The 23,217-nt window shown below is 40.4% G+C and carries 27 protein-coding genes and 1 riboswitch; of the genes, 5 read left to right on the plus strand and 22 right to left on the minus strand.

Annotated features, from left to right (window positions below):
• Positions 1 to 2: 2 nt before the first annotated feature.
• The gene (locus MHB45_RS18775; protein WP_048687212.1) at positions 3 to 980 is read right to left on the minus strand and encodes a 2-hydroxyacid dehydrogenase; all 978 of its coding nucleotides are present in this window, start codon (positions 978 to 980) and stop codon (positions 3 to 5) included.
• A 97-nt stretch (positions 981 to 1,077) separates the two neighbouring features.
• Entirely contained in the window at positions 1,078 to 2,391 is a 1,314-nt protein-coding gene (locus MHB45_RS18780; RefSeq protein ID WP_072273508.1) for an Nramp family divalent metal transporter, read from the minus strand.
• A gap of 433 nt (positions 2,392 to 2,824) precedes the next feature.
• Here MHB45_RS18780 and MHB45_RS18785 point away from each other — a divergent pair, with 433 nt between their 5' ends.
• Positions 2,825 to 3,088, plus strand: a complete 264-nt coding sequence (locus MHB45_RS18785; protein ID WP_048687195.1) for a hypothetical protein — start codon at positions 2,825 to 2,827, stop codon at positions 3,086 to 3,088.
• Positions 3,089 to 3,295: 207 nt separating this feature from the next.
• Here MHB45_RS18785 and MHB45_RS18790 read toward each other — a convergent pair whose 3' ends face one another.
• The 7 genes from MHB45_RS18790 to MHB45_RS18820 all read right to left on the minus strand — a co-directional run bounded on the left by MHB45_RS18790 (position 3,296) and on the right by MHB45_RS18820 (position 8,444).
• A complete protein-coding gene (locus tag MHB45_RS18790) occupies positions 3,296 to 3,565 on the minus strand; it encodes an excalibur calcium-binding domain-containing protein (RefSeq protein WP_048687193.1) in 270 nt (89 codons plus the stop codon).
• Between the two features lie 157 nt (positions 3,566 to 3,722).
• Positions 3,723 to 4,280, minus strand: coding sequence for a competence protein ComK (locus MHB45_RS18795; protein ID WP_048687192.1), 558 nt, complete (start codon positions 4,278 to 4,280; stop codon positions 3,723 to 3,725).
• Between the two features lie 155 nt (positions 4,281 to 4,435).
• Positions 4,436 to 5,467, minus strand: coding sequence for a DNA sulfur modification protein DndB (locus MHB45_RS18800; RefSeq protein ID WP_072273510.1), 1,032 nt, complete (start codon positions 5,465 to 5,467; stop codon positions 4,436 to 4,438).
• Positions 5,454 to 6,560 carry a DNA sulfur modification protein DndB gene (locus MHB45_RS18805; RefSeq protein ID WP_072273511.1) on the minus strand — a complete coding sequence of 369 codons (1,107 nt, stop codon included), beginning with the start codon at positions 6,558 to 6,560 and terminating at the stop codon, positions 5,454 to 5,456. The genes MHB45_RS18800 and MHB45_RS18805 overlap by 14 nt, the downstream gene beginning before the upstream one ends.
• Positions 6,561 to 6,872: 312 nt before the next feature.
• Entirely contained in the window at positions 6,873 to 7,184 is a 312-nt protein-coding gene (locus tag MHB45_RS18810; RefSeq protein WP_048687186.1) for a protealysin inhibitor emfourin, read from the minus strand.
• 32 nt (positions 7,185 to 7,216) lie between these two features.
• Positions 7,217 to 8,278: a M4 family metallopeptidase gene (locus tag MHB45_RS18815; RefSeq protein ID WP_048687185.1), complete on the minus strand. Its 1,062-nt coding sequence runs from the start codon at positions 8,276 to 8,278 to the stop codon at positions 7,217 to 7,219.
• Between the two features lie 13 nt (positions 8,279 to 8,291).
• Positions 8,292 to 8,444, minus strand: a complete 153-nt coding sequence (locus MHB45_RS18820; protein WP_153246151.1) for a hypothetical protein — start codon at positions 8,442 to 8,444, stop codon at positions 8,292 to 8,294.
• Between the two features lie 181 nt (positions 8,445 to 8,625).
• Here MHB45_RS18820 and MHB45_RS18825 point away from each other — a divergent pair, with 181 nt between their 5' ends.
• Entirely contained in the window at positions 8,626 to 9,108 is a 483-nt protein-coding gene (locus MHB45_RS18825; RefSeq protein ID WP_048687210.1) for a hypothetical protein, read from the plus strand.
• A gap of 396 nt (positions 9,109 to 9,504) precedes the next feature.
• Entirely contained in the window at positions 9,505 to 9,681 is a 177-nt protein-coding gene (locus MHB45_RS18830) for a hypothetical protein (protein WP_153246150.1), read from the plus strand.
• Between the two features lie 212 nt (positions 9,682 to 9,893).
• Here MHB45_RS18830 and MHB45_RS18835 read toward each other — a convergent pair whose 3' ends face one another.
• Together MHB45_RS18835 and MHB45_RS18840 are read right to left on the minus strand one after the other, a co-directional pair.
• Entirely contained in the window at positions 9,894 to 11,093 is a 1,200-nt protein-coding gene (locus MHB45_RS18835; RefSeq protein ID WP_072273512.1) for a phosphoglycerate dehydrogenase, read from the minus strand.
• 106 nt (positions 11,094 to 11,199) lie between these two features.
• Positions 11,200 to 11,278: riboswitch (ZMP/ZTP riboswitch) on the minus strand.
• Between the two features lie 169 nt (positions 11,279 to 11,447).
• Positions 11,448 to 11,876: an ATP-dependent metallopeptidase FtsH/Yme1/Tma family protein gene (locus MHB45_RS18840; protein WP_048687179.1), complete on the minus strand. Its 429-nt coding sequence runs from the start codon at positions 11,874 to 11,876 to the stop codon at positions 11,448 to 11,450.
• A gap of 147 nt (positions 11,877 to 12,023) precedes the next feature.
• Between MHB45_RS18840 and MHB45_RS18845 the strand changes: the two genes are divergently transcribed.
• Positions 12,024 to 12,539, plus strand: coding sequence for a GNAT family N-acetyltransferase (locus MHB45_RS18845; protein WP_048687178.1), 516 nt, complete (start codon positions 12,024 to 12,026; stop codon positions 12,537 to 12,539).
• A 62-nt stretch (positions 12,540 to 12,601) separates the two neighbouring features.
• Here the strand turns inward: MHB45_RS18845 and MHB45_RS18850 are convergent, their stop codons facing one another.
• From MHB45_RS18850 to MHB45_RS18865, 4 genes are all read right to left on the minus strand, one after another.
• On the minus strand, positions 12,602 to 13,018 hold the full coding sequence (locus tag MHB45_RS18850; protein WP_048687176.1) for a VOC family protein: 417 nt from the start codon (positions 13,016 to 13,018) through the stop codon (positions 12,602 to 12,604).
• 109 nt (positions 13,019 to 13,127) lie between these two features.
• Positions 13,128 to 13,619 (minus strand): PTS sugar transporter subunit IIA, encoded by a 492-nt coding sequence (locus MHB45_RS18855; RefSeq protein WP_048687174.1) that lies wholly within the window; start codon positions 13,617 to 13,619, stop codon positions 13,128 to 13,130.
• A 91-nt stretch (positions 13,620 to 13,710) separates the two neighbouring features.
• Positions 13,711 to 14,100, minus strand: coding sequence for an iron chaperone (locus MHB45_RS18860; RefSeq protein ID WP_142953122.1), 390 nt, complete (start codon positions 14,098 to 14,100; stop codon positions 13,711 to 13,713).
• A gap of 90 nt (positions 14,101 to 14,190) precedes the next feature.
• Positions 14,191 to 14,841, minus strand: a complete 651-nt coding sequence (locus tag MHB45_RS18865) for an alpha/beta hydrolase (RefSeq protein ID WP_072273845.1) — start codon at positions 14,839 to 14,841, stop codon at positions 14,191 to 14,193.
• A 199-nt stretch (positions 14,842 to 15,040) separates the two neighbouring features.
• On the opposite strand from MHB45_RS18865, the gene blaOXA reads away from it, so the two are divergent.
• The gene (gene blaOXA, locus MHB45_RS18870) at positions 15,041 to 15,832 is read left to right on the plus strand and encodes a class D beta-lactamase (protein WP_253349846.1); all 792 of its coding nucleotides are present in this window, start codon (positions 15,041 to 15,043) and stop codon (positions 15,830 to 15,832) included.
• A gap of 151 nt (positions 15,833 to 15,983) precedes the next feature.
• On the opposite strand, the gene MHB45_RS18875 is transcribed toward blaOXA, so the two are convergent.
• The 7 genes from MHB45_RS18875 to MHB45_RS18905 form a co-directional block, all read right to left on the minus strand.
• Entirely contained in the window at positions 15,984 to 17,741 is a 1,758-nt protein-coding gene (locus MHB45_RS18875; RefSeq protein ID WP_048687169.1) for a SulP family inorganic anion transporter, read from the minus strand.
• A gap of 16 nt (positions 17,742 to 17,757) precedes the next feature.
• A complete protein-coding gene (locus MHB45_RS18880) occupies positions 17,758 to 18,351 on the minus strand; it encodes a beta-class carbonic anhydrase (RefSeq protein WP_048687167.1) in 594 nt (197 codons plus the stop codon).
• A gap of 337 nt (positions 18,352 to 18,688) precedes the next feature.
• A complete protein-coding gene (locus tag MHB45_RS18885) occupies positions 18,689 to 19,423 on the minus strand; it encodes a PepSY domain-containing protein (protein WP_048687165.1) in 735 nt (244 codons plus the stop codon).
• A 28-nt stretch (positions 19,424 to 19,451) separates the two neighbouring features.
• The gene (locus MHB45_RS18890) at positions 19,452 to 20,795 is read right to left on the minus strand and encodes a sensor histidine kinase (protein WP_048687163.1); all 1,344 of its coding nucleotides are present in this window, start codon (positions 20,793 to 20,795) and stop codon (positions 19,452 to 19,454) included.
• Complete coding sequence (locus MHB45_RS18895; RefSeq protein WP_072273514.1) at positions 20,792 to 21,493, minus strand: response regulator transcription factor; 702 nt, start codon at positions 21,491 to 21,493, stop codon at positions 20,792 to 20,794. The genes MHB45_RS18890 and MHB45_RS18895 overlap by 4 nt, the downstream gene beginning before the upstream one ends.
• 273 nt (positions 21,494 to 21,766) lie before the next feature.
• Entirely contained in the window at positions 21,767 to 22,258 is a 492-nt protein-coding gene (locus MHB45_RS18900; RefSeq protein WP_340908034.1) for an NUDIX domain-containing protein, read from the minus strand.
• 417 nt (positions 22,259 to 22,675) lie between these two features.
• Positions 22,676 to 23,209: an alanyl-tRNA editing protein gene (locus MHB45_RS18905; protein ID WP_048687156.1), complete on the minus strand. Its 534-nt coding sequence runs from the start codon at positions 23,207 to 23,209 to the stop codon at positions 22,676 to 22,678.
• Between the last annotated feature and the right edge of the window lie 8 nt (positions 23,210 to 23,217).

The raw sequence follows: 23,217 nt of genomic DNA on the forward strand, positions 1-23,217 counted from the left end.
GATCACTTCACCTTTACGCCAGCTTTAATCAACGTAGGCGGAGTTTCCCCCTGTAATCCGGCGACAAGGTTTGTTGCGGCCAGCATCGCCATTTTCAGGCGGGTTTCATATGTTGCGGAACCGATATGAGGCAAAGTGACGACATTCTTCATGGAAAGCAGCGGGTTGTCTTCCTGGACGGGCTCCTGTACAAAGACATCCAGTCCTGCCGCGTGAATTTCTCCGGTTTTTAGCGCATCGATCAACGCTTCTTCATCCACTGTTTTCCCTCTTGAACAATTGATGAAGATGGCGGACTCTTTCATGAGCTTGAATTCTTTTTCCCCCATCATCTTTTCGGTTTGAGGAGTCAGCGGTGTCATCAAGCAGACAAAATCAGATTGCTTTAACAGATCTTCCAGAGAACAGTATGTAGCTCCATACTTTTGTTCCGCGTCTTCGTTTCTGGATCTGTTGTGATATAAGATGTTCATATCGAACCCAAAACGGGCCCTTTTTGAAACGGCAGATCCGATTCCGCCCATTCCGATAATACCTAATACTTTATGATGGACGTCCAACCCAAACGATTTTTCTCCGATATTCGATGTCCATTGCCCTGACTTTACCATTTGATCCAACTCAGGCATTCTTCTCGCTGTGGAGAGAATCAAACCCATGATCGTATCGGCGACTGTCTCATTCAATACCTCGGGAGTGTTTGTAGCCATGATTCCTCGATTGGACAACTCGGTTACATCCAAATTGTCGTAACCAACCGATGAATTACAGACGATTTTTAATTGAGGTGCTTGATCCAGTAAAGTTTTATCCACCTTTAATCCTGAACCTAATATACCTTGTGCGTTCTTCAGCTCCTGAAGAAATTCAGGATAGTTTTGTGAATGAAGACCCTCAAAATAAACGACATCACAAGTCTCTTGAATATAATCCAACACCTTTTGATCCACTTTCTTATAAACGATTACTTTCGGTTTCATCATTGATACCTCACTTCCAATAAAGTAGGACCCCATCAGGTTCAAATGTTGACATAACCTTTATGTTTTACGCCTCTATCTATAATCTACCATTATTTTAAAAAAAGGTAGTAGCTAATTGAACGGCGGACCAAATCGCTAAAACGGAAGCTAACGTAAGAATAATATTTTCGAACCAATTGTTTTTATATTTTCCCATCAAGCTTTTTTTATTTGAAAGCACGAGCATGCCAATTGCGATTACCGGAAAGCCGATTATATTAATTGCATTTACGCCAATTGTTAAGGCAATGAAACCAGGCATGCCGGGAATGGACCAAATAAGCGGCGTAACTAATACAAAAATCATAATCCATTTAAACATTGGATCTTTTTCATATTTACCATTATACTTTTCGCGTCGGTTTTTATTTATTACGTAAAAGGCATCTACTATCAATCTTGGAAAACCAGTTGACTTCCCTACTATACTCGCGAACAATACGCCAAATACCCCAAGATAAAAAATGTACCAGCCAAATTGTCCTAACGACATTTGTAATGCCATTGCCAAGTCATCAATCGTTTCGACATGAATTCCATTCGGTTTTAAAATTTCTGCCCCAACCACCCAAATGGCTAAATTGATCACGATGCAAACTCCGATGGCAAACAGTAAGTCATTTCTTTGAACCTTGACATGACTCGGCTTCGTCCAGCCCTTTTCCTTCATGAAATATGGGTGTACAAAGTTCGAAATCGATCCTGCCACTGCACCGATAATTGAAATGGCCACCAATAATGCTCCATGAACGCCAGTATCACTTGGAATGCTAAAACCAACTGTTCCTTTAATGATTTGCCCCACATCCGGTGTAGCTTGAATGGCCAGGAACAAGAAGGCAATGGTCAATAATGCCAAAAGCACTTTCATTACACTTTCAATTCTATTATAAATATTCCTGCCAATAAGCATAAAAACTAATCCTACAACTACCAATGAAGCTAAGAATGGCTGATTAACTTGGAATAGGGTCGATAATACCTCTCCCGCTCCCTTAATCATATAGGCATTAAACAGATGGCCCATGATTAATGCATAACCAAACATGAAGTAACCGAAAAATGGGTGGATACGTCCATAGCCTTCAAGTATGGTTAAGCCCTCTGTGTTACAAAGCTGGAACCGGGCGATAACATTAACGATAAGAAAACGAAGGATTAATGACAGTGCTAAAATCCACATTAAACTATATCCATAATCCGCCCCGGCAACAGAAGACGTCACCAGATCACCGGCCCCAAGCCACGTTAACACGGCAAGGATTCCCGGACCATAGGATGTTTTAAATTTCGTGAAGAAATTTGTTTTCTTACTTACGACCTCCGGAGCAATCACAGTGGATTCAGCAAGATTTGATTGATTTTTCAAGTTATTCACTCCATTCCAAAGAGTATGTATTCGCTTTCATTTTTTCTAAAGCAATAATACTTAGATAACTCTAGACATTCAGATATTGAAATTATGACAGAACTTTACGTCATTTCCGGAATTGACATAAAGTTAACGCGCAGTATGTTGTCATGCTTCATGTTGAAGTGAATTAGCTCTTAAGTAAGTTCTCCTTCCATTTGATTGAATCTTTCGACTATTTACATTGAAATTGTAAGACAAATTAAAATGTAAGTCAATCATAATATTAGAAGTTTTTTTAAAGGGCAAAAAAAGACCCTTCGTACTTGTTGACCATTCAAGAGAATTGGCGTGGTTGCAAATTGGGGAAAACAGGATAAATAAAGGATAAGTACAGCGTGCGAATAGATTACTGTCATCAGCGGATAATATAAGCGAAGGAGTGAAATATATGCCACAAGATAATAACAATGATCCAAATAACAATGCCGGGAACCTTGATGCACGTAGAGACCCTACTAATAATGATAGTTTGAACCCCGGGTTTCAAAGAGAAGAACGTCCTATGCCTAATGGTAATATCCCAACAACAGAGGGTGTTGCAAATGTTAAAGAACGTTTTCCTTCGGACCATGAAAGACTTATGAGCAGAATCAATCTTGGGGATGCACTTATAAATCGGGAAAATACACATTTTGGACGGTTTGAAAGATAACCCACGAGAAAAAAGCTAAAGACCTGTATAGGCTTTAGCTTCCGCCTTTTTAGTATTGTACAAAAATGAACTGCCCTCTCCAGGCACTCGCTTTCCGCAGGAGTCTCTCACACCCGTTCCAATCAACTTTGTTTAATAATTCAGATGGAAGACCTTTTATCTACAAACTAAAGAGACCTTCCTATAGGAGGTCTCTTTGAATAATCCTTATTTTTCACAAGCGATAAAGTCTTTGTCGCGATCGCTTTTTTTATTGGCATCATAAAGCGCCTTTGAAACGTGAGGCTTGTATTTCGTTTTTCCTCCTTTATTTTTAACGGAAGATGTACGGGCTACGCCTCCTTTGTAGTCTTTATTCAATGCTGTACAGTTTTTATAAGTCTTCACTTTTGTTTTGGCACTGGCAATGTCATTCGCACCAAACGAGAGACCTAAAACTAGTCCAAAAGATAGTATAATAGCAAATATTCTTTTCAAAATATGTACTCCATTTCCTAATAATTAACTTTTTACTAATCATAATGTATCATTCCATTTTTTACAATAACTATATTTCTGGATTTTAAATAAAACCTGCTCTCACTTAATCCATTCCAAAGAAAAGACCGCCAATTCAGCGGTCTCATAGATTATATTATTCCTTTTCTTTCACCCTGTAATGGACCTCCCCGGGTTCTTTGCAAAAGGTGATTCCGCTTCCCGGTTCGTAATAAAAGGTCTTTTTACCCAATGAGCGTTCATGGAAGGTCGTATGCAGATATGATGCTTGGTCCCTTTTGAAGGCGAGCTGATTTTTGCTTAAGTTTACTGGTAGGCAATGACCATAGTTTGTGTGGACGAGTGTTTCCTTTTCGTTCATTTCCTCTAAGTCACGAATGTGGATGTAGGAAAACCAGACTCCTCCTCTTTTCCGGAATGAGCGGGAGGAGAACCAGACCATCCCCAGCTGGGCATTTATGCAGACGGGCAGTCTGTATTTACCGCCCAGTACGGATTTGGCTGCTGCTAGTCCGCCATCCAGATCCAATCCAAAGTGGTTTAACGTGTTATTCAGGATTTCCTGGCGCGGTTGCCTAACATGGAATGTGTTTTCTCCCTCCACTACCGTAGTCATCTCGACACCATTGGCGTCGTATCGCTCCATCATTCCTACCGTTTCCATATTCAATAAATAGTTTTTTCGTATCATCATTCCATTCACTCCCCATTTCACTATTCCTTTTTATGGAGTATACTGGACATAGAGGCAGGTATACTCCTGCTCACAAGCCCTTAGGTGATTGTCTGACCGGACGTCCTCACCTAGGGGTTTTTCACTTTTTCATTATCACATTTCCCCTCACCTCCTCAACAGCTATACAGCCAGCGTACTAGCTCTTCGATATTGTTTTTATCTTTGCTTAGGTGAAATAATGGCGGCCGCCCTTTGTATGTTCCTTTAAACTCTTTCCAAATCGGATTATCAGGACTCCAGTCCACCTCTTTCAATTTTGACATTCTCGTGGCAATCAGCTGTTGTCTTTGTTCGATAGGCTGGTTTTCCATTTTGTCATTGACATAAAGGGCAACGGCAATGAAAAGCGGGTAACTGGCAAGCATGCACTTTGTGTAATCACCCATCTGTCCTGCCGGGTATATGTCGAATAGTTCATTAAGATAGAGATGAATGAGTGTGATGTATTCACTGTTCGAAAGCGGACTTTGTGATACTTTTTCTTCGATGTTTACGTGTGCCTTCCCAGTCATGAAGATGCCGATGACCTGCCTCAATTGCGATAGCGATAAGAGGTTTTTATTGGCTGGACGATTGATGGACCGCTTTTCAAGTTCGACACCGGCTGTTTTTAGCGATTGATGGGTATGGAGCACCTGATTGGTAATGACGTTAAGGTTGTTTCGCGAGTCGAATGATATCCGTTTGGAAAGGGCCACTTTCTTGCCTTTTAGATTGAGATCCAGGTAGAGCTGGGATTCTTCCGCTCTTGTTAGCCCTTCAAATACTTGGATCGCAATCGAGCTGTCCTTCATGAGTGAATCCAGTTCGTATGCTTGTTTCACCTTTTCTTCATCCTTCTTTAACGCTTTAAGGATACTGTCCTCCAATTGCGCGAAGGCCGCTATTCGTTGTGTTCCGTCGATGATCGAAAGTTCGATGGGATCTCCATTAGGGGCGGTTCCTTCCCTGCTGCTGGCAACAAGCGGCGGCAGGTAGATATTTTTCGTTAACGCATTGTCCAAAAGATAGTTTTTGATCGATCGGACCCGCAGTTGGTTGATTTCCCTCGTGGCGATCTGACCGTTGCGATACATATGGACCAGCTCGATGATGGAGCAGGAAACCAACGTCCTTCTTTTCCGGTCCAATTCACTTAGAATCATGCAGCCATCCTCCTTCTTGTTCTATTTTTCGTTTGAACGCCAGAGCCGTTTTCTGGATGGCATTTGTAGTCGAATGGTTTTTGACTCTTTTTTTCAAGGGGTCGTAAATGTGTGAATAAAGGGCATCATCATGCTTCCAAGTACAGGCTTTCTTCAAATGCAGCATATGATTTATTGCTTCTTCATAGGGGATTTCATGATGTTTGTGGAGTTGGTGGATCGCTTGGGCAAGGGCTATTTGGATGCCGGAATACCCTGATGTGAATGTGGTCCGGTCTGTCATCTTCTTCGGGAAGATTTCCAGCCATGACTCGAAAAACGCGGTCGCGGTGTTGATGATTTCGGTTTTGGTTATCTCACCATAATTGGCTTTACCCGTTTTCGCGGTGACGTTTCCTTCAAATAAAGCAATAAGGCAGCGCCTCATGATCGTCAGCGTAGTCAGCGCCGTACAGCTCACGGTGATCCTCGAAAGGGTGGTCTCTATCTCCATCTTACTTTCTAATATCCTGGCAATGTTCCGTGTTAGTTCTGCATATTCATCGCGCTGGTCATACTTCATCACCAAGCCGTTATGCGGCTCTTTTCGCTTCGTATTAATATCATTGAATAGCTGCCTTTCTTCATGCGTTTCCAGATTTAAATAGATTTGAATCGTGACTGGATAGGTTTTCAACTTATCAATTTGATTTTGGAGCTTTGCCGCTTCGGGAAAGTTACCGATCTCTTCTTCCGTTTCCTTCCGTGCCCTTAGGTGACTGATGGCTGAAATGAGGGCGTAGGTCCTATGCTGACCGTCAAGTATGTATATTTTACTTCCTGGTGGCAGTTCCCCGCCCACGGGCACTTCTTGGATCGCTCCCCTGCTCGAGAAGATGAATGGGGAAAAGTAAAAGTCCCCTTCCGATACAGAATCTATGATGAACTCCCTGATTTCAGTCCTTCGATTGAGATCAAGCTTTCTTTGAACCGCCTCATCGACTTCGAATATCGCCTCCAATGTCGAGAATTGAATCTGCGAGATTAATATTCTTTTCCCGAATTGGGTAAGGCTGTTTCCGGCTATCGTCACTTTCATTTCCTGGTATGTCATTCACTTCACCTCTCTGCGACCATTATCCTATTTTATGCTTTTTTTGTAAAACCGCTCTTGTATTACCTCTTTCAAAATTAGTTCCCTTTTGTGACTGCTTTACCTGTTTGATTGACTAACTCTTTACAAAATCTCATCAAAGGGCTATACTCTCTAATTTCCGTTTCAAATTTGCTACTGCAGATCGCTATTTTGTGTCCATTTAGAGAACAAACAGCCAAAATCCAGATAAAAGTGAAACGAAATGACATTTTTGTGAAGTTTTAAGACAAACAAAAAAGTCTATCAAGATGATAGACTTTTTTGACGTGGTTATTCTGCCATCTTTATTTCAATTGCTATGTTCCGTAAATAATCCAATAAGGGCCGGACTTCCTCTGGAGCTGAAATGTCAGTAAATGAGAAAGACTGCTTCTTCTTTTCATCGGCTATATCCAGCTGGTATGAAAACGAGTCGAACCCTTGCGTTTTTACCATTTTACTTTGGGCAGCATTAGGAAGGTCAGCTTGTTTCATTAAGTTCTGCAATTCCTCATACTTCTCTTTCGGCAATTCATCCGTATCTATTTCGAAATTCAAGTCGAGGTTGGCAAATCCCCCTATGCAGCTAAATTTGATATGCATGGTAGATGAAGCCTCCTATTCATGGAATATGACTACTCAGGCAGTCCAACCGCTTTAAAAGCATTTTCAATCGTCTTGATGGCTGTTTTCGTAACATCGCCTCTATCAACAAGTTTTTGCGCTGCTTTTATGACGATTTGAACGAATTGATTGAAATTTGCCGTCGCAAATAAATTCTGCATCGCATTGAACCAGATCAAGGCCGCTTTGTCCGTTCCAATTTCCATGGATACTAGATAAAAGGCTTTGTTTGGTATGCCGCTATTGATATGGACACCATGATTATCGCGTTCTCCCTTATAGAAGTTCTTCATATGATCAGGCTGAATATCTTTACCCATTAACTTATTGTCGAATGCCGTACCTGGTGCCTTCATCGAACGGAGGGCCTGCCCTTTCAATGTCGGTCCCATAATATCAGCACCGATCAGCCAATCGGCATCTCCTGCTGTTTGCTTTAAGTGAAATTGTTTTATGGCAACTCCAAACACATCTGAAAGATGTTCGTTCAATGCCCCGGACTGACCTTCATACTCCAATCCACTTGTGAACTGCGTAACCCCATGTGTCAATTCATGTCCAATTACATCGAGTGAATTGGCAAAATTGCTAAAGATGACCCCATCGCCGTCACCAAATACCATTTCATCTCCGTCCCAATAAGCATTCGTGAATTTATTGCCATAATGAACGTTCAGAATGAGATCAAGACCTTGGTTATCAATTGAATTACGGTGCAAAACATCCTTGAAATAATCACGCACAACTCCGCTATAATCATATGCAGCGTTAACAATGGGATCTGCACTTGATCGGTCTCCTTCTTTCCTAGCCTCATTCTCCCTGAGTTTCGTCCCTCCCTTGCAATCGTAAACATGACGGGCAGATTCACCTTGACGTCCAGATCCTGCATCCGTCAGTGCGACAACACCGTCAATATCGTATTCTTTCAATATTCTGCGCCTGCGCATTTGACGGCTTTTCGCTAAACTGATCCGTGCTTCTTCCACTTCATTTTGTGCCAAGTTCTCAAGAATATAGTTAGGTACGATGAAACACTGACACTTCAATTTGGTACAACCTTTTTTATGCATATGCGTCACTCCTTCATGTTTTTTTACGATCTATTATCATTTCGTTTTTCAAACCGTTCTTCATGCTCCTTAGCTGTTTATCTGATCCGTTCACATTTGCTGCTCTTCCTATCTTCAACACATTTCTATAGACTACTTTCGCCGCTTCTACCTCATTTCCCTCCATTCCTTCCTCTGATCCATTCCATCCTATTTTCCAGCAGTACTGGTAACTCATCATGCAATTTCAGGCAGGGGATGTAAGAGTTCACCTTTCTTTATTAAATTATTCTGCTCGTGCTGCATATACTGCTTTAAACAAGGAATCTTCCTCGGAACATAAACAACCATTAAGGGAGGGCATAGCATTGGTAACTTCACAGGGAACTGCGTCGGTTAGCTTTCCATTCCCATCTGTATGGGGTATCCACTCTTCAATAGCTGGCAGAACGATTATTTGGGGCACACTTTCCATTCATTCCATTATAGATAATAGGGTGGTTGGTACGGTTAATTTTCGTGGCAGGCCCATTCCGATTAATGGATTTTGGAATGAAAACACCAAACAAATCGCATTTGATTCACCTTATGCCACGTTCTCTGGCAACTTAACCATAATTGATGATCAACAGAGCGGAATTCGGCATTTCATTCTTCAAGGACGTTTTCTTATGAAGCCTCCCTCTCTGCAAGCAGGTGAGTCTGGATCGTGGATTGCCACTACAGATATAGCCCTGAATCAATTTCCTGTTAGCGGTAATGCGTATACCGGGCAATTGCCTCCTGTTGGAGCTTTTTTAACATCGAATATCCTTCATCAGCACCAGAATTTTGGGGGAAGAACAATATAGGGCCATCCTTTTTTTGTAGAAAGGGTGTTTAAGATAGGGAATCGTCTCTGGAATAGGGGCGATTCTTTTACTTAGATGCGCTGAAGTGAACGTTCGCAACACGTTGCTCCCTGGCGTTCAGTTGATCGCATTGCTTCCCCGTTTTGGTACCGTTTTGTCTATATATGAGATGGTTATTTTGGCTGATAACTTATGAATCCGTTAACTTAAAATGAGTACAGATGGAATATAGATTGACAGCATTTTCTCTGTACTTCATACTATTGTATTAATGGAAGTGACAGAATATTTGGTTAATTAGGAGGATGAAGCTATGAAATTAGCAGATGTTCTAGCAGAAAAGGATTTTCAAGCAGCTCATGTATTAATATTTGAGGATGTATGGGGGGATGACATGTGACTAAGCACAGAATCCTTTTAAGCATTCCCATTTTGCTATATGGAATTTACATATTTGTTGTCATTCAAAGTGATGAAGATGTTCCACTTTATTTGCATCTCCTATTCGCAATCTACTTGATGTTTTTTGTACATTATGAAGATAACACAGAAGGAAACCATGATAGATTTTGAGAATTTCGATACTAAGAAGTTTTGACTTAAACTGAATGTATCGAGCTGTCCGCAGGCTGAGTCCGTTGTAATCCCTAGGTTGTTAACACGTGAGCCAGTTTATTATGACCACCCCAATATTTATTCCAAAATCATTAATGAAGCCTAAAAAAGCCTCAACTCCTTAAAGGAATTGAGGCTTTCACTATTTATCAGCTTTCTTTTTGTTCCAATTAGATAATTCGAGTTGTAACGATGCCTTCGATTTGTTTGATTTGTTCTTCCAAGGCAGGAATGATATCGCCGTTTACTTCTCCATCAATGTCGATGATCGTATATGCATATCCCCCACGGCTTCTGTTAACCATGTCAGCGATGTTCAAATTAAAGCTTGATACAGCCAGCGTGATTTGCCCAACCATGTTCGGAACGTTTTCGTGGAAAGTTGCCACACGACGGTTTCCTGTAAAAGGAAGCGAAGTGTTTGGGAAATTCACAGAGTTCTTGATGTTCCCTGTTTCTAAAAAGTTCTTCAACTGACGAGCTGCCATGATGGCACAGTTTTCCTCTGATTCTAGCGTAGAGGCACCAAGATGCGGAATTGGAACGACATTTTTCATTTTCAACACGTTTTCATTCGGGAAGTCAGTAATGAACTTGCCTACTTTTCCGCTTTCAAGTGCAGCTTGCATATCATTTTCATTCACTAGCTCGCCGCGTGAGAAATTCAAGATATGTACGCCCGGCTTCATGATGCTGAAAGTTTCTTGGTTAAACATTCCTTTTGTGTCGTCAGTTAATGGAACGTGTACTGTAATATAATCAGATTCTGCAAACAATTCTTCAATTGTCATGGCGCGCTGTACATTGCGTGATAAGTTCCAAGCTGTATCAACAGAGATGAACGGGTCAAAGCCAATGACATCCATGTCCAAATCAAGCGCGTCATTCGCTACAAGTGCACCGATTGCTCCTAAACCGATTACGCCAAGAGTTTTTCCCTTGATTTCTTTACCAACGAATTGTTTCTTTCCTGCTTCGACAAGCTTCGGAATTTGTTCCCCTTCGCCTTCAAGCGTCTTTGTCCAAGCCACACCGGCAAAAAGGTTACGAGATGAAGCCATCAATGTCGTCAGCACCATTTCTTTTACAGCATTTGCGTTAGCCCCAGGTGTATTGAAAACGACAATTCCTTGCTCAGTGCATTTGTCGACCGGAATATTATTGACTCCAGCCCCTGCCCTTGCGATTGCTTTTAACTGATCGCCGAATTCCATAGTATGCATGTTAAAGCTGCGAAGAACGATCGCATCAGGGTTGTCACTATCATTGTCGACTTTAAAATCGCCTTTATTGAAAACATTCAGCCCGCTTTCGGCAATATTATTTAACGCTTTGATCGTTTTGACTTTTTCTAAAAGTATTGTGCTCATTTTGTTTGCTCCTCTTTTGAATATAATAGTTTTGAAATTTCAAAATATTGACTTTAAAGCTTCACTATCTGTTAATATACAGAAAGAGGCAAGGGATAAAATCCCTTACCTCTGCCCAGGCGAACGGCTACGACACTATGTGTTCCCTCACGGTTATCCGTGTTTCGCCAGTTGCACATAGTCTTTTTCATTTATTTTATTCTATCAAACTATTCAGCAATCTTCAATATTTTTTTGCAGAAACCACAACTCACTAGAAATATCGACGAAACTTGCAGTTTTATCGACGAAAATAGAAATATATCGTCGAAAACTAGGGTTTTATCTCCGAAAATGGGAATATATCGTCGAATACTATCTTTTTATTATAACTCTAAATAGTAATAAGCCTAAAAACAGGATGGAAAGGATTATGAACGGCATGGTCGTTGTAAACAGGGTGACCCATCCGCTTGCCTCTTTGTATGGTGTAAACTCCATTTTTTCTATATCATGTTCCTCTGCAGCATTATTCATTCTATCTAGCGAAGTTTCACTATTTGGGACAGACGCGACAAAGTATTGATCCTTTTCATACCCTGCCAGCCGACCGCTTATTTCAATCACACTTTTTCGCTGCTCCACCTCTCTAAATGTCACTTTTCCATCCGCTAAAGTTGTAAAAAAATCATCGGCAGTTAATTTCTCAGTCGGTTCTTCGTCATTATTAAAAACCAGCACAACCCCCAAGATAACCAAGAAGATTATTAAATAAAATATTTTACTACGGAAAATCTGTTTCATCCCATTCCTTCTCCCACATTAAACAAACTATTGGAAATAGTAACACATAAAGTTAATTATTAGAATATACTGGGCCAATTAGTTGCTAATTGGATAATATTAGTAAAAAATAAGAAGTATAGCAAACTTAAAAAAGGAGGAACCACTATGCTAATAAGAGAGGCGACGTTGGCTGATGCGGAAGGGATAGCGAAAGTCCATGTGGATTGCTGGCGAACCACTTATAAAGATATAATGCCGAGTGATTTTTTAGATAAACTTTCTTATGAGAAAAGGAAAGGAATATGGATAAAGAATATAACTAGTAATGGAAATTATGTTTATGTCGCAGAGAATAACGAAGGAAAAATAGTAGGATTTATATGTGGAGGGAAAAGGGAGACGAATCAAGTTGAGGATTCGGGCGATTTAACTGCGATATATATTCTCGAAAATGCACAAAGAATGGGGATAGGTAAGAAACTCATCAAAGAATTATTCTTTAAATTCGAAGAACTGGGATTCAAGACAATTTTCGTAGAAGTGCTTGAAGATAATAAATCTCGATACTTCTATGAGGCATTTGGTACTGAATTGCTTAAAACCGAAAAAATCAAAATAGCTGGTTCTGAATTGAATCTATTGGTTTATGAGTGGAAAGACATTAGCCCCGTATTGTTATGAATGAAATTCAGCTAAGATTGCTAAAAAGGCACAGTCCTTCGTGAAGGATTGTGCCTTGCTTTTTATTCTTGATTAAATCCGCTTTCGTCCATGTAAAATACTTCCCAAGAATGGCCGTCGATATCCAGAAAACTCCAACCGTACATGAAACCATGATCAATGGCTTCATTGAAAGGCTTTCCGCCAACATCCAGTGCCCTATTCACGATCTCATCGACTTCTTCCTTGCTTTTAACGGACAGGGCGACGATGGTTGCCGTATTCGCTGCAGAATCAGGGATTTCCTTCTTGGTAAACGTTTTAAAGTAGTCTTCCACCAACAACATGACATATATGGACTCGCTGATAACCATGCATGTTGCATTTTCATTGGTCATTTGCTCGTTAAACTCAAAACCGACCTTTGTGAAAAATTCTACTGAGGCATCCAAATCTTTAACAGGCAAGTTTACAAAAATCTTTTCTGCTTGAACTCCCATCCAATTCACCCTCGCTTGATTTTATTTGTTCACTCACCTACTATTCGCTGCAACTTTCGATTTTCCTGCTTGCAGCCTAAAAGGAGAGATCAGCATGGAATCTTTCTTTTCATTTCAAATAAACACTCATAATCTCCGTATCGTTAATAGTTGCTTGGGTATTATTTGTTTTTTCCAGTTTTTCAACCAGCTCGCCATTCGTGACAACGATCGGAGTTACGATGCTTGGAGCGTTGGATTTTAGAAAATCGATATCAAATGTCACAAGCTTGTCTCCTGCTTTTACCCTTTGCCCTTCTGCGACATGAACTTCAAATCCCTCGCCTTTAAGGTTAACTGTTTCCAATCCAATATGAATCAACAATTCTATGCCATTCTTCGTACGGAGGCCTAGAGCATGTTTAGTATGAAAAACCTGGATCACTTCTGCATCGATTGGAGATACGACCAACCCTTCCTCAGGAAGAATCGCTATTCCGTCCCCCATCATTTTCCCGGAAAACACCGGATCCGGAACATCTTCTATTTTTATTACTTGTCCGTTTATAGGAGCAAGCAGTTGTTCCACACTTTCTTTTTTACTGAATAATTTTTTGAACATATTATTTCCACCTTTCTCTTTCGGTCCTTAAATCCTTGCAGCTCATACTCTCATATATTAAGCATTTTGTGAATTCTGATAATAATCGATGTTATTTTTTCTTTTGAGATTTGCCTTCTGCTTTTTTCTTTTTGTTCGCTTCCACTCTAAATATAACCATCTCGGTTATTAATTCATAAGGAATTGGCTTGTTTAGTGGAAACTGAACGGCCCCTTTTGAACATTTATATTCAGATAAGGCAGATTCAAACGCAGAGATCGCGCTTGGAGTTGGATAGAATCCTATATGTTTTTTATAGGCAGCGAAATGTACCAGATTTCCATATAAAACAAAGGTAGGCATTTGATAGCTTATCTTCTCTTCTGAATCCGGTGCTGCATCCTTTATGACTTTTCTTAACTTTTTTAATATCTCCTGAACTTCCTCGGGAAATTGTATGATATATTCATCAATTGAATGAAATGTATTGGTTCCCACCATCATTTCTCCTTTCAGAACTCCAAACTACAATACTCTTATTATCACATTCTTCACCTGCTACGCCCTGGATTGAATCCCTTTTGCATTTCGCTAACCTATATTTTTTAAAAACTCTTCCATTCTATTCATTACACTTTCCAGCACGATGATCGTCCTTGAAGTATCGAAAGGTTCAATATCCAAGGAATGATTGGCATGCGGGATTTTATTCATGCTTATGTTCGGTTTATTTTCAATCGCTTGAATTTTATCTGGAATATAATGATGATCCTTTTCACCAATAACTATATGTGCTGAATGATTGCTGCTCAATAACCCATCAAAAATCGAATCGAACTTCAATAGAGGCGTCAGCAAAATCATTTTGGCATTCGTAAACTGCTCACTTTTCATGATTCCGTTGATGATGGGGATGGTGCCAAGTGATTTGCCTAGAAACACAGTTCCTTGATATTCATGATTTTGAAGCACTTCCGCAATGACGGGATTGATATCATTAACGATCACTTTTGTGATATCTACCAATGGATGCTTGAATATATCCTGGTCGTAGGCGTAATGAATATGCACGACATCATACTGATTTTGAAGCATGATCATTGTCGAATAATAGAATAGCGGTTTCTCATACGTGTACCCCGCACCTGAAAACATAAAACAAACGGCCGGACTTCCGGTTTCAATATGTGTGTATGTAATTTCTTTTTCATTACTATTTATTTTTCTTTTGTTAACCTCCATGATAGATTCCTCCCATTCTATCGTTTGCTCTATATATTCATTAGCTACCCGCTGCATTCCTCCTTAATCGATACTATCTAGATAGAATCCAAGATTAAGGTTTTGTTTTTTATCAGGAATAGGTATACTTTAGCTATCAACCTATTTTATGGAAATTTTTTGATGATCAATCAATCCATGCCTTAAAGGAGAGTGTGTAATGAAAATCAAAACGTTATGTTTCATTCTTGTCCTGCTAGTCACTGGTTCCATGGGCACGATTCATGCAAGTGCTAACGATCAAAAGGTGAAAGAACTGGATATCGGGGATTCCTTCGATGGTGCGGAAGGCACGATGGTACTCCAAAACTTAAAAAATGATAAGGTATTCATCTATAATAAACAGAGAAGTAAAGTACGCTACACTCCAGAATCGACATTCAAAGTGGCGAATGCATTAATTGGTTTACAGACAAAAGCGGTAAGTGATGAATATGAAGTGAAGCGCTGGGATGGCGTAATCAGGGAATTTGAAGATTGGAACAGAGATCATACGCTTGCTTCAGCCATGCGGCATTCCGTGATTTGGTATTTTCAAGCAATGGCCCGCGATATCGGGGCGGAAAACATGCAGCAGTATGTAAACCTGCTCGATTACGGCAATCGTGATATATCCGGCGGGATCGATCAGTTCTGGCTGGACAGCAGCATAAAGATTTCTGCCCGGGAACAAGTCCAATTCATCGAAAAGCTTGTAGAGGAAAAGCTGCCTATCGACAAGCAGCATATGAGAACCGTAAAGAGAATCATGATCAATGAAGAAGCGGACTCATATGTCCTCCATGGAAAAACCGGTACACGCCTTTCTGATATGGGATTGGGCTGGTATGTGGGGTACATCGAAACGGACAAAGGGAAATGGGCCTTCGCAACGAACATGGACGGAAGCGGAAGCAAAGCCAAAACGATTACGCTTGAAGCCCTGAAAGAGTTGGATATCATAGAAGAATAAACGTTCACGCATGCATAGTCAGGATAAATCCCTGAGCGAACAAGCTCGATGTGTTAATGATTTCAATAATCCGCCATCTTGCAGCGAAAATAAAAGAAGTTGAAGAGAAAGGCATCCGCCAAAAGCAGATGCCTTTTCTTCTTGACAGGAGTCAAGTTAACCCTATCTCCCGTTTTCTGCTCTGTTTTAATAACGCAGGCTTTTGAACTTGCTGTGAGAGTGCGGTACATTCAGCAAATGAAAACTGTTGACACCCTTTACAACGGTTCTCATCCAGTTTGGATAAAGCTTTATTGATGGCATCACCCGTACTCGAAAAGAACTGTTCCTCACCAACCAGTTCAATAAATCCGGTTTTTCTCAGCATTTCTTTAGGTTCCTGTTGAATTCCTGAAATCAGCACTTGCAGGTTATGAAACTTGAATTGCTTCACGATGTCGGTTAGCAGTGCTTCCCCCGATGTATCGATAAATGACACATTGCTCATTCTTAATAGGAGGACTTTTGGTTTTGATCGCATTATTTCCTCGATTTCTTCTTGCAGCCTTTCGATTGTGCCAAAGAATAAAGGTCCTTCTATCGTATAAATGTTAATCTGCGGGCAGCTTGAACCTTGTTGCACCATTTCTGGTTTAACTAGTTTATCAGCTGGATCTGGTAATACCTTTGATAATTTCAATGTACCGCTCATCAGTTTAACGAACGATAGAATGGCTAATAGTAATCCGATCCCGACGCCTGTTGTCAGGTCAATCACTACGGTTAACACGAAGGTAACGAGCAATACGACCGAGTCCATGGTTTTGGCTTTTAAGATATGCGAAAATTCTTTGCGCTCGCTCATGTTCCATGCGACAAACATAAGAATCGGGGCCATGCTGGCCAAAGGAATGGCCGAAGCATAAGGCGCCAAGCTGACTAACACCAGCAATACCACCAACCCATGAATCACGCCTGATATCGGGGAGACTGCACCGTTTTTAATATTCGTCGCGGTACGGGCGATGGCACCTGTAGCCGGAATGCCTCCAAATAAAGGCGTAATCATATTGGTCAATCCTTGTCCCATCAGCTCTTTATTGCTGTTATGTTTACTGTTGGTCATGCCGTCTGCCACTACAGCGGATAAGAGTGATTCAATTCCTCCAAGCATGGCAATGACCAAAGCAGCCGGAAGGAGTTCAATCACCAGACCGCCAGTGATATGGGGAAACTGAAAATGGGGCAATTCATTAGGAATGGCGCCATATGCCGATCCTATGGTCGCTACCTGACCTGGAAAGAATAAGCTGGCGACTAGGGTTGATACAATCAATCCCAGCAATGCTCCAGGGATTTTCGGTAAATATTTGGGAGTTAATATGACGAGAGTCAGACTTATGCTAGCTACCAGGACACTATAGATATTCACTGTATTGAAGTTCACTAAGATTTCTTTCATATTTAAAAGAAAGACTTCTTCTTTTTTTAAGTTACTGAGTCCAAAGAAATTGGCAATCTGCCCCGAGAAGATGATCACGGCAATTCCTGCTGTAAAGCCGATGGTAACTGGACGCGGAATAAACTTGATGAATCTTCCCAGTTTGAAGACACCTAAAAGAAAAATCATGATACCTGCCAGGAAACCGGCGATTAAGAGTTTTTCATATCCGTACTGCATGACCACCCCTAACAAGACCGGGACAAAGGCTCCAGTCGGGCCTGCAATTTGATATTTCGATCCGCCAAAAAGGGAGACCATGATTCCTGCAATAATCGATGTGTACAGTCCGTATTCCGGCCTTACTCCAGATGCAATGGCAAAAGCCATCGCTAAAGGAATCGCTACTATCCCAACTACCACCCCGGCAACCAGGTCTTTCTGAAAATGGCCTAAGTTATATCCTTCAAACCTGCTAGAACCCTTCATTTTATCGCTCCTTCTTTTATTGAATATGCATTTCGTCCTTGCTGACAATATTGCTATATCCATCTATGATTCGATCCAGTTTACCCGTTTCGGGATGGATGACCATACCGTGGACGGCAATGGAATCCGGTAATAATGGATGGTTTTTGATCAAATGGACACTATTCCTTACACTCTCCTCAACGCATTGAAAGCCTGTCAGCCACTTTGATAAATCAATACCAGAGTTTGTAAGGATATCAATTTGCTCCTGGCTGATTTTCTTCTCCTTTGCGGCATCAAGCAGTGAAGAGGATTGAAGCCCCACCATACCGCATCCGTGATGTCCGATCACACACACTTCCTCCACTTTCAGCTCATAAATGGCGACAAGGATACTGCGCATAATGCTGCCAAATGGATGAGAAACAATAGCACCGGCGTTTTTAATGATTTTCGCATCTCCATTTCTTAACCCCATCGCCTTTGGAAGCAATTCCAACAGACGGGTATCCATGCACGTTATGATGACGATCTTTTTATCTGGATACTTTGTCGTTTGAAACCTTTCATATTTGTTTTGATCGACAAACGTCTTGTTGTAATCCAGAATGCTAGAAATAACTGACATTACTGATTCTCCTTTCTCTTTGCAAAACTTTGTTAAGGTGTAGAAATATGATGGAATGTTTTATGTACAATAATCCAGATGCCTTTCATCCACTCACTTCTTTGGCTCTGTTTTATCATTTGGTGCTTTATTCCATGTTAGAGATAGTTAATTAGAGTTAAATGATAGAAGGATTAGAAATTGGTGAGAATTATTACAGTTCCTTCTCTTTTTTTTTGCATTTCTCTTACTCACTAAAGCCAAAAAGGGTGATGCGTATTAGACAGCTAATAGCATCACCCTTTTTATGCTTTATTCAATTTCCGTCTAGATTAGTAAACCCTTATGAGCCACTATTTTATTCAGGGCCATCATTATCGTTCTCTTCGTCATCTTCCCATGTGATTGTTTTTACCTCCTTCGTGTAGCCGTCCACTTGAACGACTGCGTCTCGATCGTTCTCCAATTCAACTTCGACCAAATAATAAGGTGTCTGATCTAGAGGTTGATAAAATTCTGTATCGTCACCTGTTCCTTTTACATGTTTTTCGGCAATCGCAATTGCTTCACTTTCTGTAATGATACTATCTGCCACCATTGTCGAGTCAATTATAGCTCCTGTATATGGATCGAGTATTAAGGTGATTTTTTCGTTATTCTTATTTACCACTGCTTTATAAAAGGAGTTGTCTTTCTCCTGTACAAAATCAATTTGTTCCAGGTCACCTTGTGAGGAAATTCGCGCCTTTATTTCGTTTTGGGTCAGTTGCTTTTGAGGTATTTTTTCCGTAGTCGCTTCAGCTGTATGACCTATGGTTTCTTTTTTTATAGAATGGACTTCCCCGCTTTTCGCATCCATCCTAATTTGATATACCCCGGTTTCAAGCTGCATTTCAATCTTATATTCTTCACTTTCACTTTTCGTTGTCTTTATAATGGTCCCAGGAAATTTATCCTTTGCTGTCTGGTTCACTTCTTCTTTCGTCAAACTTTCCGCGGATAATGATGGAGCCCACCATTGAAATCCGACGAATGATAGCAGACCAAAAACGAGAGTCGATCCGGCTGTTATCAGCACTTTTCTAATCTTCATCGTATCCCCCATCCAACATCATTCTGGCTTAATTAAATAAAAGAGTAACGATCGTTCCCCTGCCTTCGAGACTGTCCATTTCAATCCGCACATCTATTGCATCAGCAATTTCCTTTGCCACGGAAAGCCCCAATCCTGATCCGCCTTGCTTTCTGTTTCTAGCTTTGTCTACACGATAAAAACGATCGAACACTTTTGGCAATTCAGCCTTTGGAATTCCATCCCCTCTGTCTTCGATGCGGATATATGCTTCATTACTTGTTTGTCCTATGTAGACGGAGATTAGCTCGTCACTATACTTTCTGGCATTGTCTAAAAAAATAAACAAAAGCTGTTTTAACTTTTGAACATCCGTTACTGCTTCAATTGCATCGCCGCTATAAATCTCCACTGTCCGATTGTACGCATTTTTATATACTTTCGCTAACTCTGTCATGATATCGGTCAGATTGACGTTTTCCTTCTCTATATTCCATTTTTCCTGATGCTTTGCAAGCAGGAGCATTTGCTCTGTCATCTCTCTCATTCTAATGGCTTCAGAATGAATGGCTTCTATGGATTCATCAAACAAATCAGGACGCTCCAACCCTTTTCTCTTCAAAAGGCTTGCATAGCTTTCGATGACAGTTAGCGGTGTTTTTAATTCATGTGAAGCATTCGATACGAATTGCTCCTGTTTTTCGAAGTTGGCCTGCAGTAAATCGATCATGTGATTAAATGTTTTCCCCATTTCCACAAGCTCATCCTTTGATTTTTCTTCTAGGCTAAGTCGCTTAAATTGGCCGCTAGTTTGAATTTCCTTCATCGTATCGATCATCGATCGAATCGGACGGGCGATGAAGTTACTAAGAATAGTGCTTGATATCAGAACAGGTATCATGGCAATGATGGTTACAGCGATTAATACGATGCGCAGAACAGCGAGCATTTCTTCGGTTGCTGACATGCTTTTGGTGATTTGAAGATTAACTACACTTCCATCCCCCCAAACGATCGGGTTTGAAACGAATACATACTTTTTCTGCTGATAAGTGATGATCTCGCTCTTCTCACCGGGGTAAAAGCTGCTATTTCGATTGCTTAATTGTTTTTCGGAATTGGATGTAACAGCTGTTCCTTTTCGTTGACCTTCGATTACGATACCAATCATGCCATCTATAGGCAGATAGGCTCGAAGTAAATCATTTGGAGATATATTATTAACATTTTCACTAACATCAAAGGCAATTTTCCCTGTCTCCGCTTTCGCACGATTCATTTCATTCACCATCATCAGATTACTGAAAACAAAATAAATAGAAACATTCATCAAAAGCAGCAGGAAAATGAATAACACCGCTGTATATAAGTTTATTTTCTTGCGAAGTCTCATTTTGCTTCCTTCATGACGTAGCCAACGCCTCTTACGGTATGAATGAGCGGCGTTTCAAAGCCATGTTCGAGCTTTTTGCGAACATATCGGATATACACATCCACCACGTTTGTTTCTCCCTGGAAATCATACCCCCAAACAGCTCCCAGAATTTGATCACGGCTTAGCACCTGACGCTTATTCTTCAGTAAATAAAGAAGTAAATCATACTCCTTTGGCGTTAGTTCAATATGACTATCACCTCTAATGACCTCGCGTGTTTTGACATTCACTTTTAAATCGGCAGTATTTAGCCATCCACCGATTTTAGCTTCCATTGAAGGTGCAGCAGGCCGCATTCTTAAAACCGCACGAATTCGGGCAAGCAATTCCTCAATTTGGAAAGGTTTGGTGATATAGTCATTCGCGCCGAGATCAAGACCGGAAACTTTATCTTCAACCGAGCCTTTTGCCGTTAACAGGATGACAGGAGTGATAGTATTCTTCGTTCGAATTTTCCGAAGCAGCTCGATCCCGCTTATGCCAGGAAGCATCACATCCAATAAGATCAAATCCCACTTTCTTGATTGATATGCTTCAAGGGCCTCCTTGCCGTCCATTGCCTTTCCGACTTGATAGCCTTCGATTTCAAGCTCCAATTCAAGCAGTCTTAAGATCTTTTCTTCGTCTTCCACGATCAGTACTGATTCTTTATTCATTTGGAAGACCTCCTCTTGTGTGGGGCTCTCCCCATTTATGTATTCTGTGAAATAAAGATACTACAGATGGAATAAGATGAAAATAGTGTATTATAACGAGATTAATACGTGTATGATTTGCTTCCGTCGAAGTGTCCCGCTAAAGGTAATCCTTCAAAAAAATCTTTCAAAACTACCGAATCAATTTAAATAGCCATATTCTTTTCGAAAGAATATGGCTTAATTTATTCACTCTTTTAGCTGATTCATCGCGCCCGTTCGTTGAACAAGGCTTCAATTGATATCCCCTAAATAAACTGGAGACTTTTGATGATTAACATGCTGTATGATATATTTCCTTAGTTCTTTAGGATATATCCTATACTGAAGTAAATCATTAATATGTATCCATTCTACCCCTACTTGGTGACTATCTGGATTGGTTGGCGCTTTATTATTTTTTTCCTTTACCAGGTTGCAAACAAAATAGTATTCAACTTGGTGAACATGAAAATCGAATGAAGAATGCTCGTGGTTTTTTCCTATATACTCACGAATATGAAGCAACTCTCCAATCTCCACTTCTTCTCCAACCTCTTCCATGCACTCTCTTAATAATGCGTCATGAATGGTTTCGCCATGTTCTTGTCCACCGCCGGGGAAAAGATAAAAATACCCCTCATCATCTTGATTTTTTGTTAATAAAATCTTATCTCCACTAATTATAATGGCTTTTGCTGAGTTCCTAATACTCATGAGCATCCCCCTCCAAAACATCTCCTGCATTTTACGGAACTCCCATTCAATTATCTAGCACAATCGTTAACCAATGATCAAACAGCACGATCCTGCCGATTTAGCTCTAAAAAAACAAGAGCTGCCGCAGCAACTCCCTTAGTGAAGTAGTATTATTCACATGATAGACCAGTTCATGGCTGAGAAGTCCTTTTTAACGATAGGTGTTTTATTGTTTTTTGTGCTTTCGAGTGGATTAAAGTTTGAGATGATAGCAATTGCAGTAAATGACAGGACTATAAAACATAGTATAAAAGACTTTTCCCTCTTAATATTCACCCTAACATCTCCGCTAATCCTATTTTAATGATCAAAACTGTGCAATGGTCAGCCATATAATTCTTCTATTAAACCGCTCTGTAAAAGGGCACTACCACACCGTTTTGAAGAAGGATTACATAGCAGAACTTAATCCAAAAGTTGAATCTTAATCCTTTTTTTCGCGGGCCCTTTTTGTTGAATTTTCATTATGGAAAAGTCTTTAATTTCATTCGTGTTGTTGACGTGGGTTCCGCCACATGTTTGCTCATCAATATCATTTATTTGAACGATTCGAATTTCGTTAAGCGAAGCTGGAAGTAAGTGAATGACCGTTTTAATTACCCCTGCTTTTTTTAGCTCTGCTTCAGCTCTGCTAATTGTTTTCGTATAAACATTATGGGGTTGTGCCAGTATCTTCTTTATCGATTGTTCCAATTGATCGAATGGTATTTCTTCCATTATTTCAGGAGAAAAAGACAGCTCTAATCTCGCATGTTCTTTTTCAATTTGACTGCTTGTAGCTAAAGCATTGTAATGTTCATATAAATAACCTGAAATGACATGCAATAATGTGTGATACTGCATATTCTGATACCGCCAAGTCCAGTCAATCTGCATGTCTGCCTTTTGATTAATGTCCTGTAATGGTCGTTCCAGTTCATGAATGATTTCACCATCCACTTTTTTTA

The organism is Peribacillus sp. FSL K6-5616, assembly GCF_038008245.1.
In the GTDB taxonomy this organism is placed as follows: Bacteria; Bacillota; Bacilli; order Bacillales; family DSM-1321; genus Peribacillus; species Peribacillus frigoritolerans.

Coding starts and splice junctions, on each gene's coding strand:
- MHB45_RS18775 (WP_048687212.1), bottom strand. CDS start 980: ATGAAACCGAAAGTAATCGTTTATAAGAAAGTGGATCAAAAGGTGTTG.
- MHB45_RS18785 (WP_048687195.1), top strand. CDS start 2,825: ATGCCACAAGATAATAACAATGATCCAAATAACAATGCCGGGAACCTT.
- MHB45_RS18795 (WP_048687192.1), bottom strand. CDS start 4,280: ATGATGATACGAAAAAACTATTTATTGAATATGGAAACGGTAGGAATG.
- MHB45_RS18800 (WP_072273510.1), bottom strand. CDS start 5,467: ATGATTCTAAGTGAATTGGACCGGAAAAGAAGGACGTTGGTTTCCTGC.
- MHB45_RS18805 (WP_072273511.1), bottom strand. CDS start 6,560: ATGACATACCAGGAAATGAAAGTGACGATAGCCGGAAACAGCCTTACC.
- MHB45_RS18810 (WP_048687186.1), bottom strand. CDS start 7,184: ATGCATATCAAATTTAGCTGCATAGGGGGATTTGCCAACCTCGACTTG.
- MHB45_RS18815 (WP_048687185.1), bottom strand. CDS start 8,278: ATGCATAAAAAAGGTTGTACCAAATTGAAGTGTCAGTGTTTCATCGTA.
- MHB45_RS18820 (WP_153246151.1), bottom strand. CDS start 8,444: ATGGAGGGAAATGAGGTAGAAGCGGCGAAAGTAGTCTATAGAAATGTG.
- MHB45_RS18835 (WP_072273512.1), bottom strand. CDS start 11,093: ATGAGCACAATACTTTTAGAAAAAGTCAAAACGATCAAAGCGTTAAAT.
- MHB45_RS18840 (WP_048687179.1), bottom strand. CDS start 11,876: ATGAAACAGATTTTCCGTAGTAAAATATTTTATTTAATAATCTTCTTG.
- MHB45_RS18845 (WP_048687178.1), top strand. CDS start 12,024: ATGCTAATAAGAGAGGCGACGTTGGCTGATGCGGAAGGGATAGCGAAA.
- MHB45_RS18850 (WP_048687176.1), bottom strand. CDS start 13,018: ATGGGAGTTCAAGCAGAAAAGATTTTTGTAAACTTGCCTGTTAAAGAT.
- MHB45_RS18855 (WP_048687174.1), bottom strand. CDS start 13,619: ATGTTCAAAAAATTATTCAGTAAAAAAGAAAGTGTGGAACAACTGCTT.
- MHB45_RS18860 (WP_142953122.1), bottom strand. CDS start 14,100: ATGGTGGGAACCAATACATTTCATTCAATTGATGAATATATCATACAA.
- MHB45_RS18865 (WP_072273845.1), bottom strand. CDS start 14,841: ATGGAGGTTAACAAAAGAAAAATAAATAGTAATGAAAAAGAAATTACA.
- blaOXA (WP_253349846.1), top strand. CDS start 15,041: ATGAAAATCAAAACGTTATGTTTCATTCTTGTCCTGCTAGTCACTGGT.
- MHB45_RS18875 (WP_048687169.1), bottom strand. CDS start 17,741: ATGAAGGGTTCTAGCAGGTTTGAAGGATATAACTTAGGCCATTTTCAG.
- MHB45_RS18880 (WP_048687167.1), bottom strand. CDS start 18,351: ATGTCAGTTATTTCTAGCATTCTGGATTACAACAAGACGTTTGTCGAT.
- MHB45_RS18885 (WP_048687165.1), bottom strand. CDS start 19,423: ATGAAGATTAGAAAAGTGCTGATAACAGCCGGATCGACTCTCGTTTTT.
- MHB45_RS18890 (WP_048687163.1), bottom strand. CDS start 20,795: ATGAGACTTCGCAAGAAAATAAACTTATATACAGCGGTGTTATTCATT.
- MHB45_RS18895 (WP_072273514.1), bottom strand. CDS start 21,493: ATGAATAAAGAATCAGTACTGATCGTGGAAGACGAAGAAAAGATCTTA.
- MHB45_RS18900 (WP_340908034.1), bottom strand. CDS start 22,258: ATGCAGGAGATGTTTTGGAGGGGGATGCTCATGAGTATTAGGAACTCA.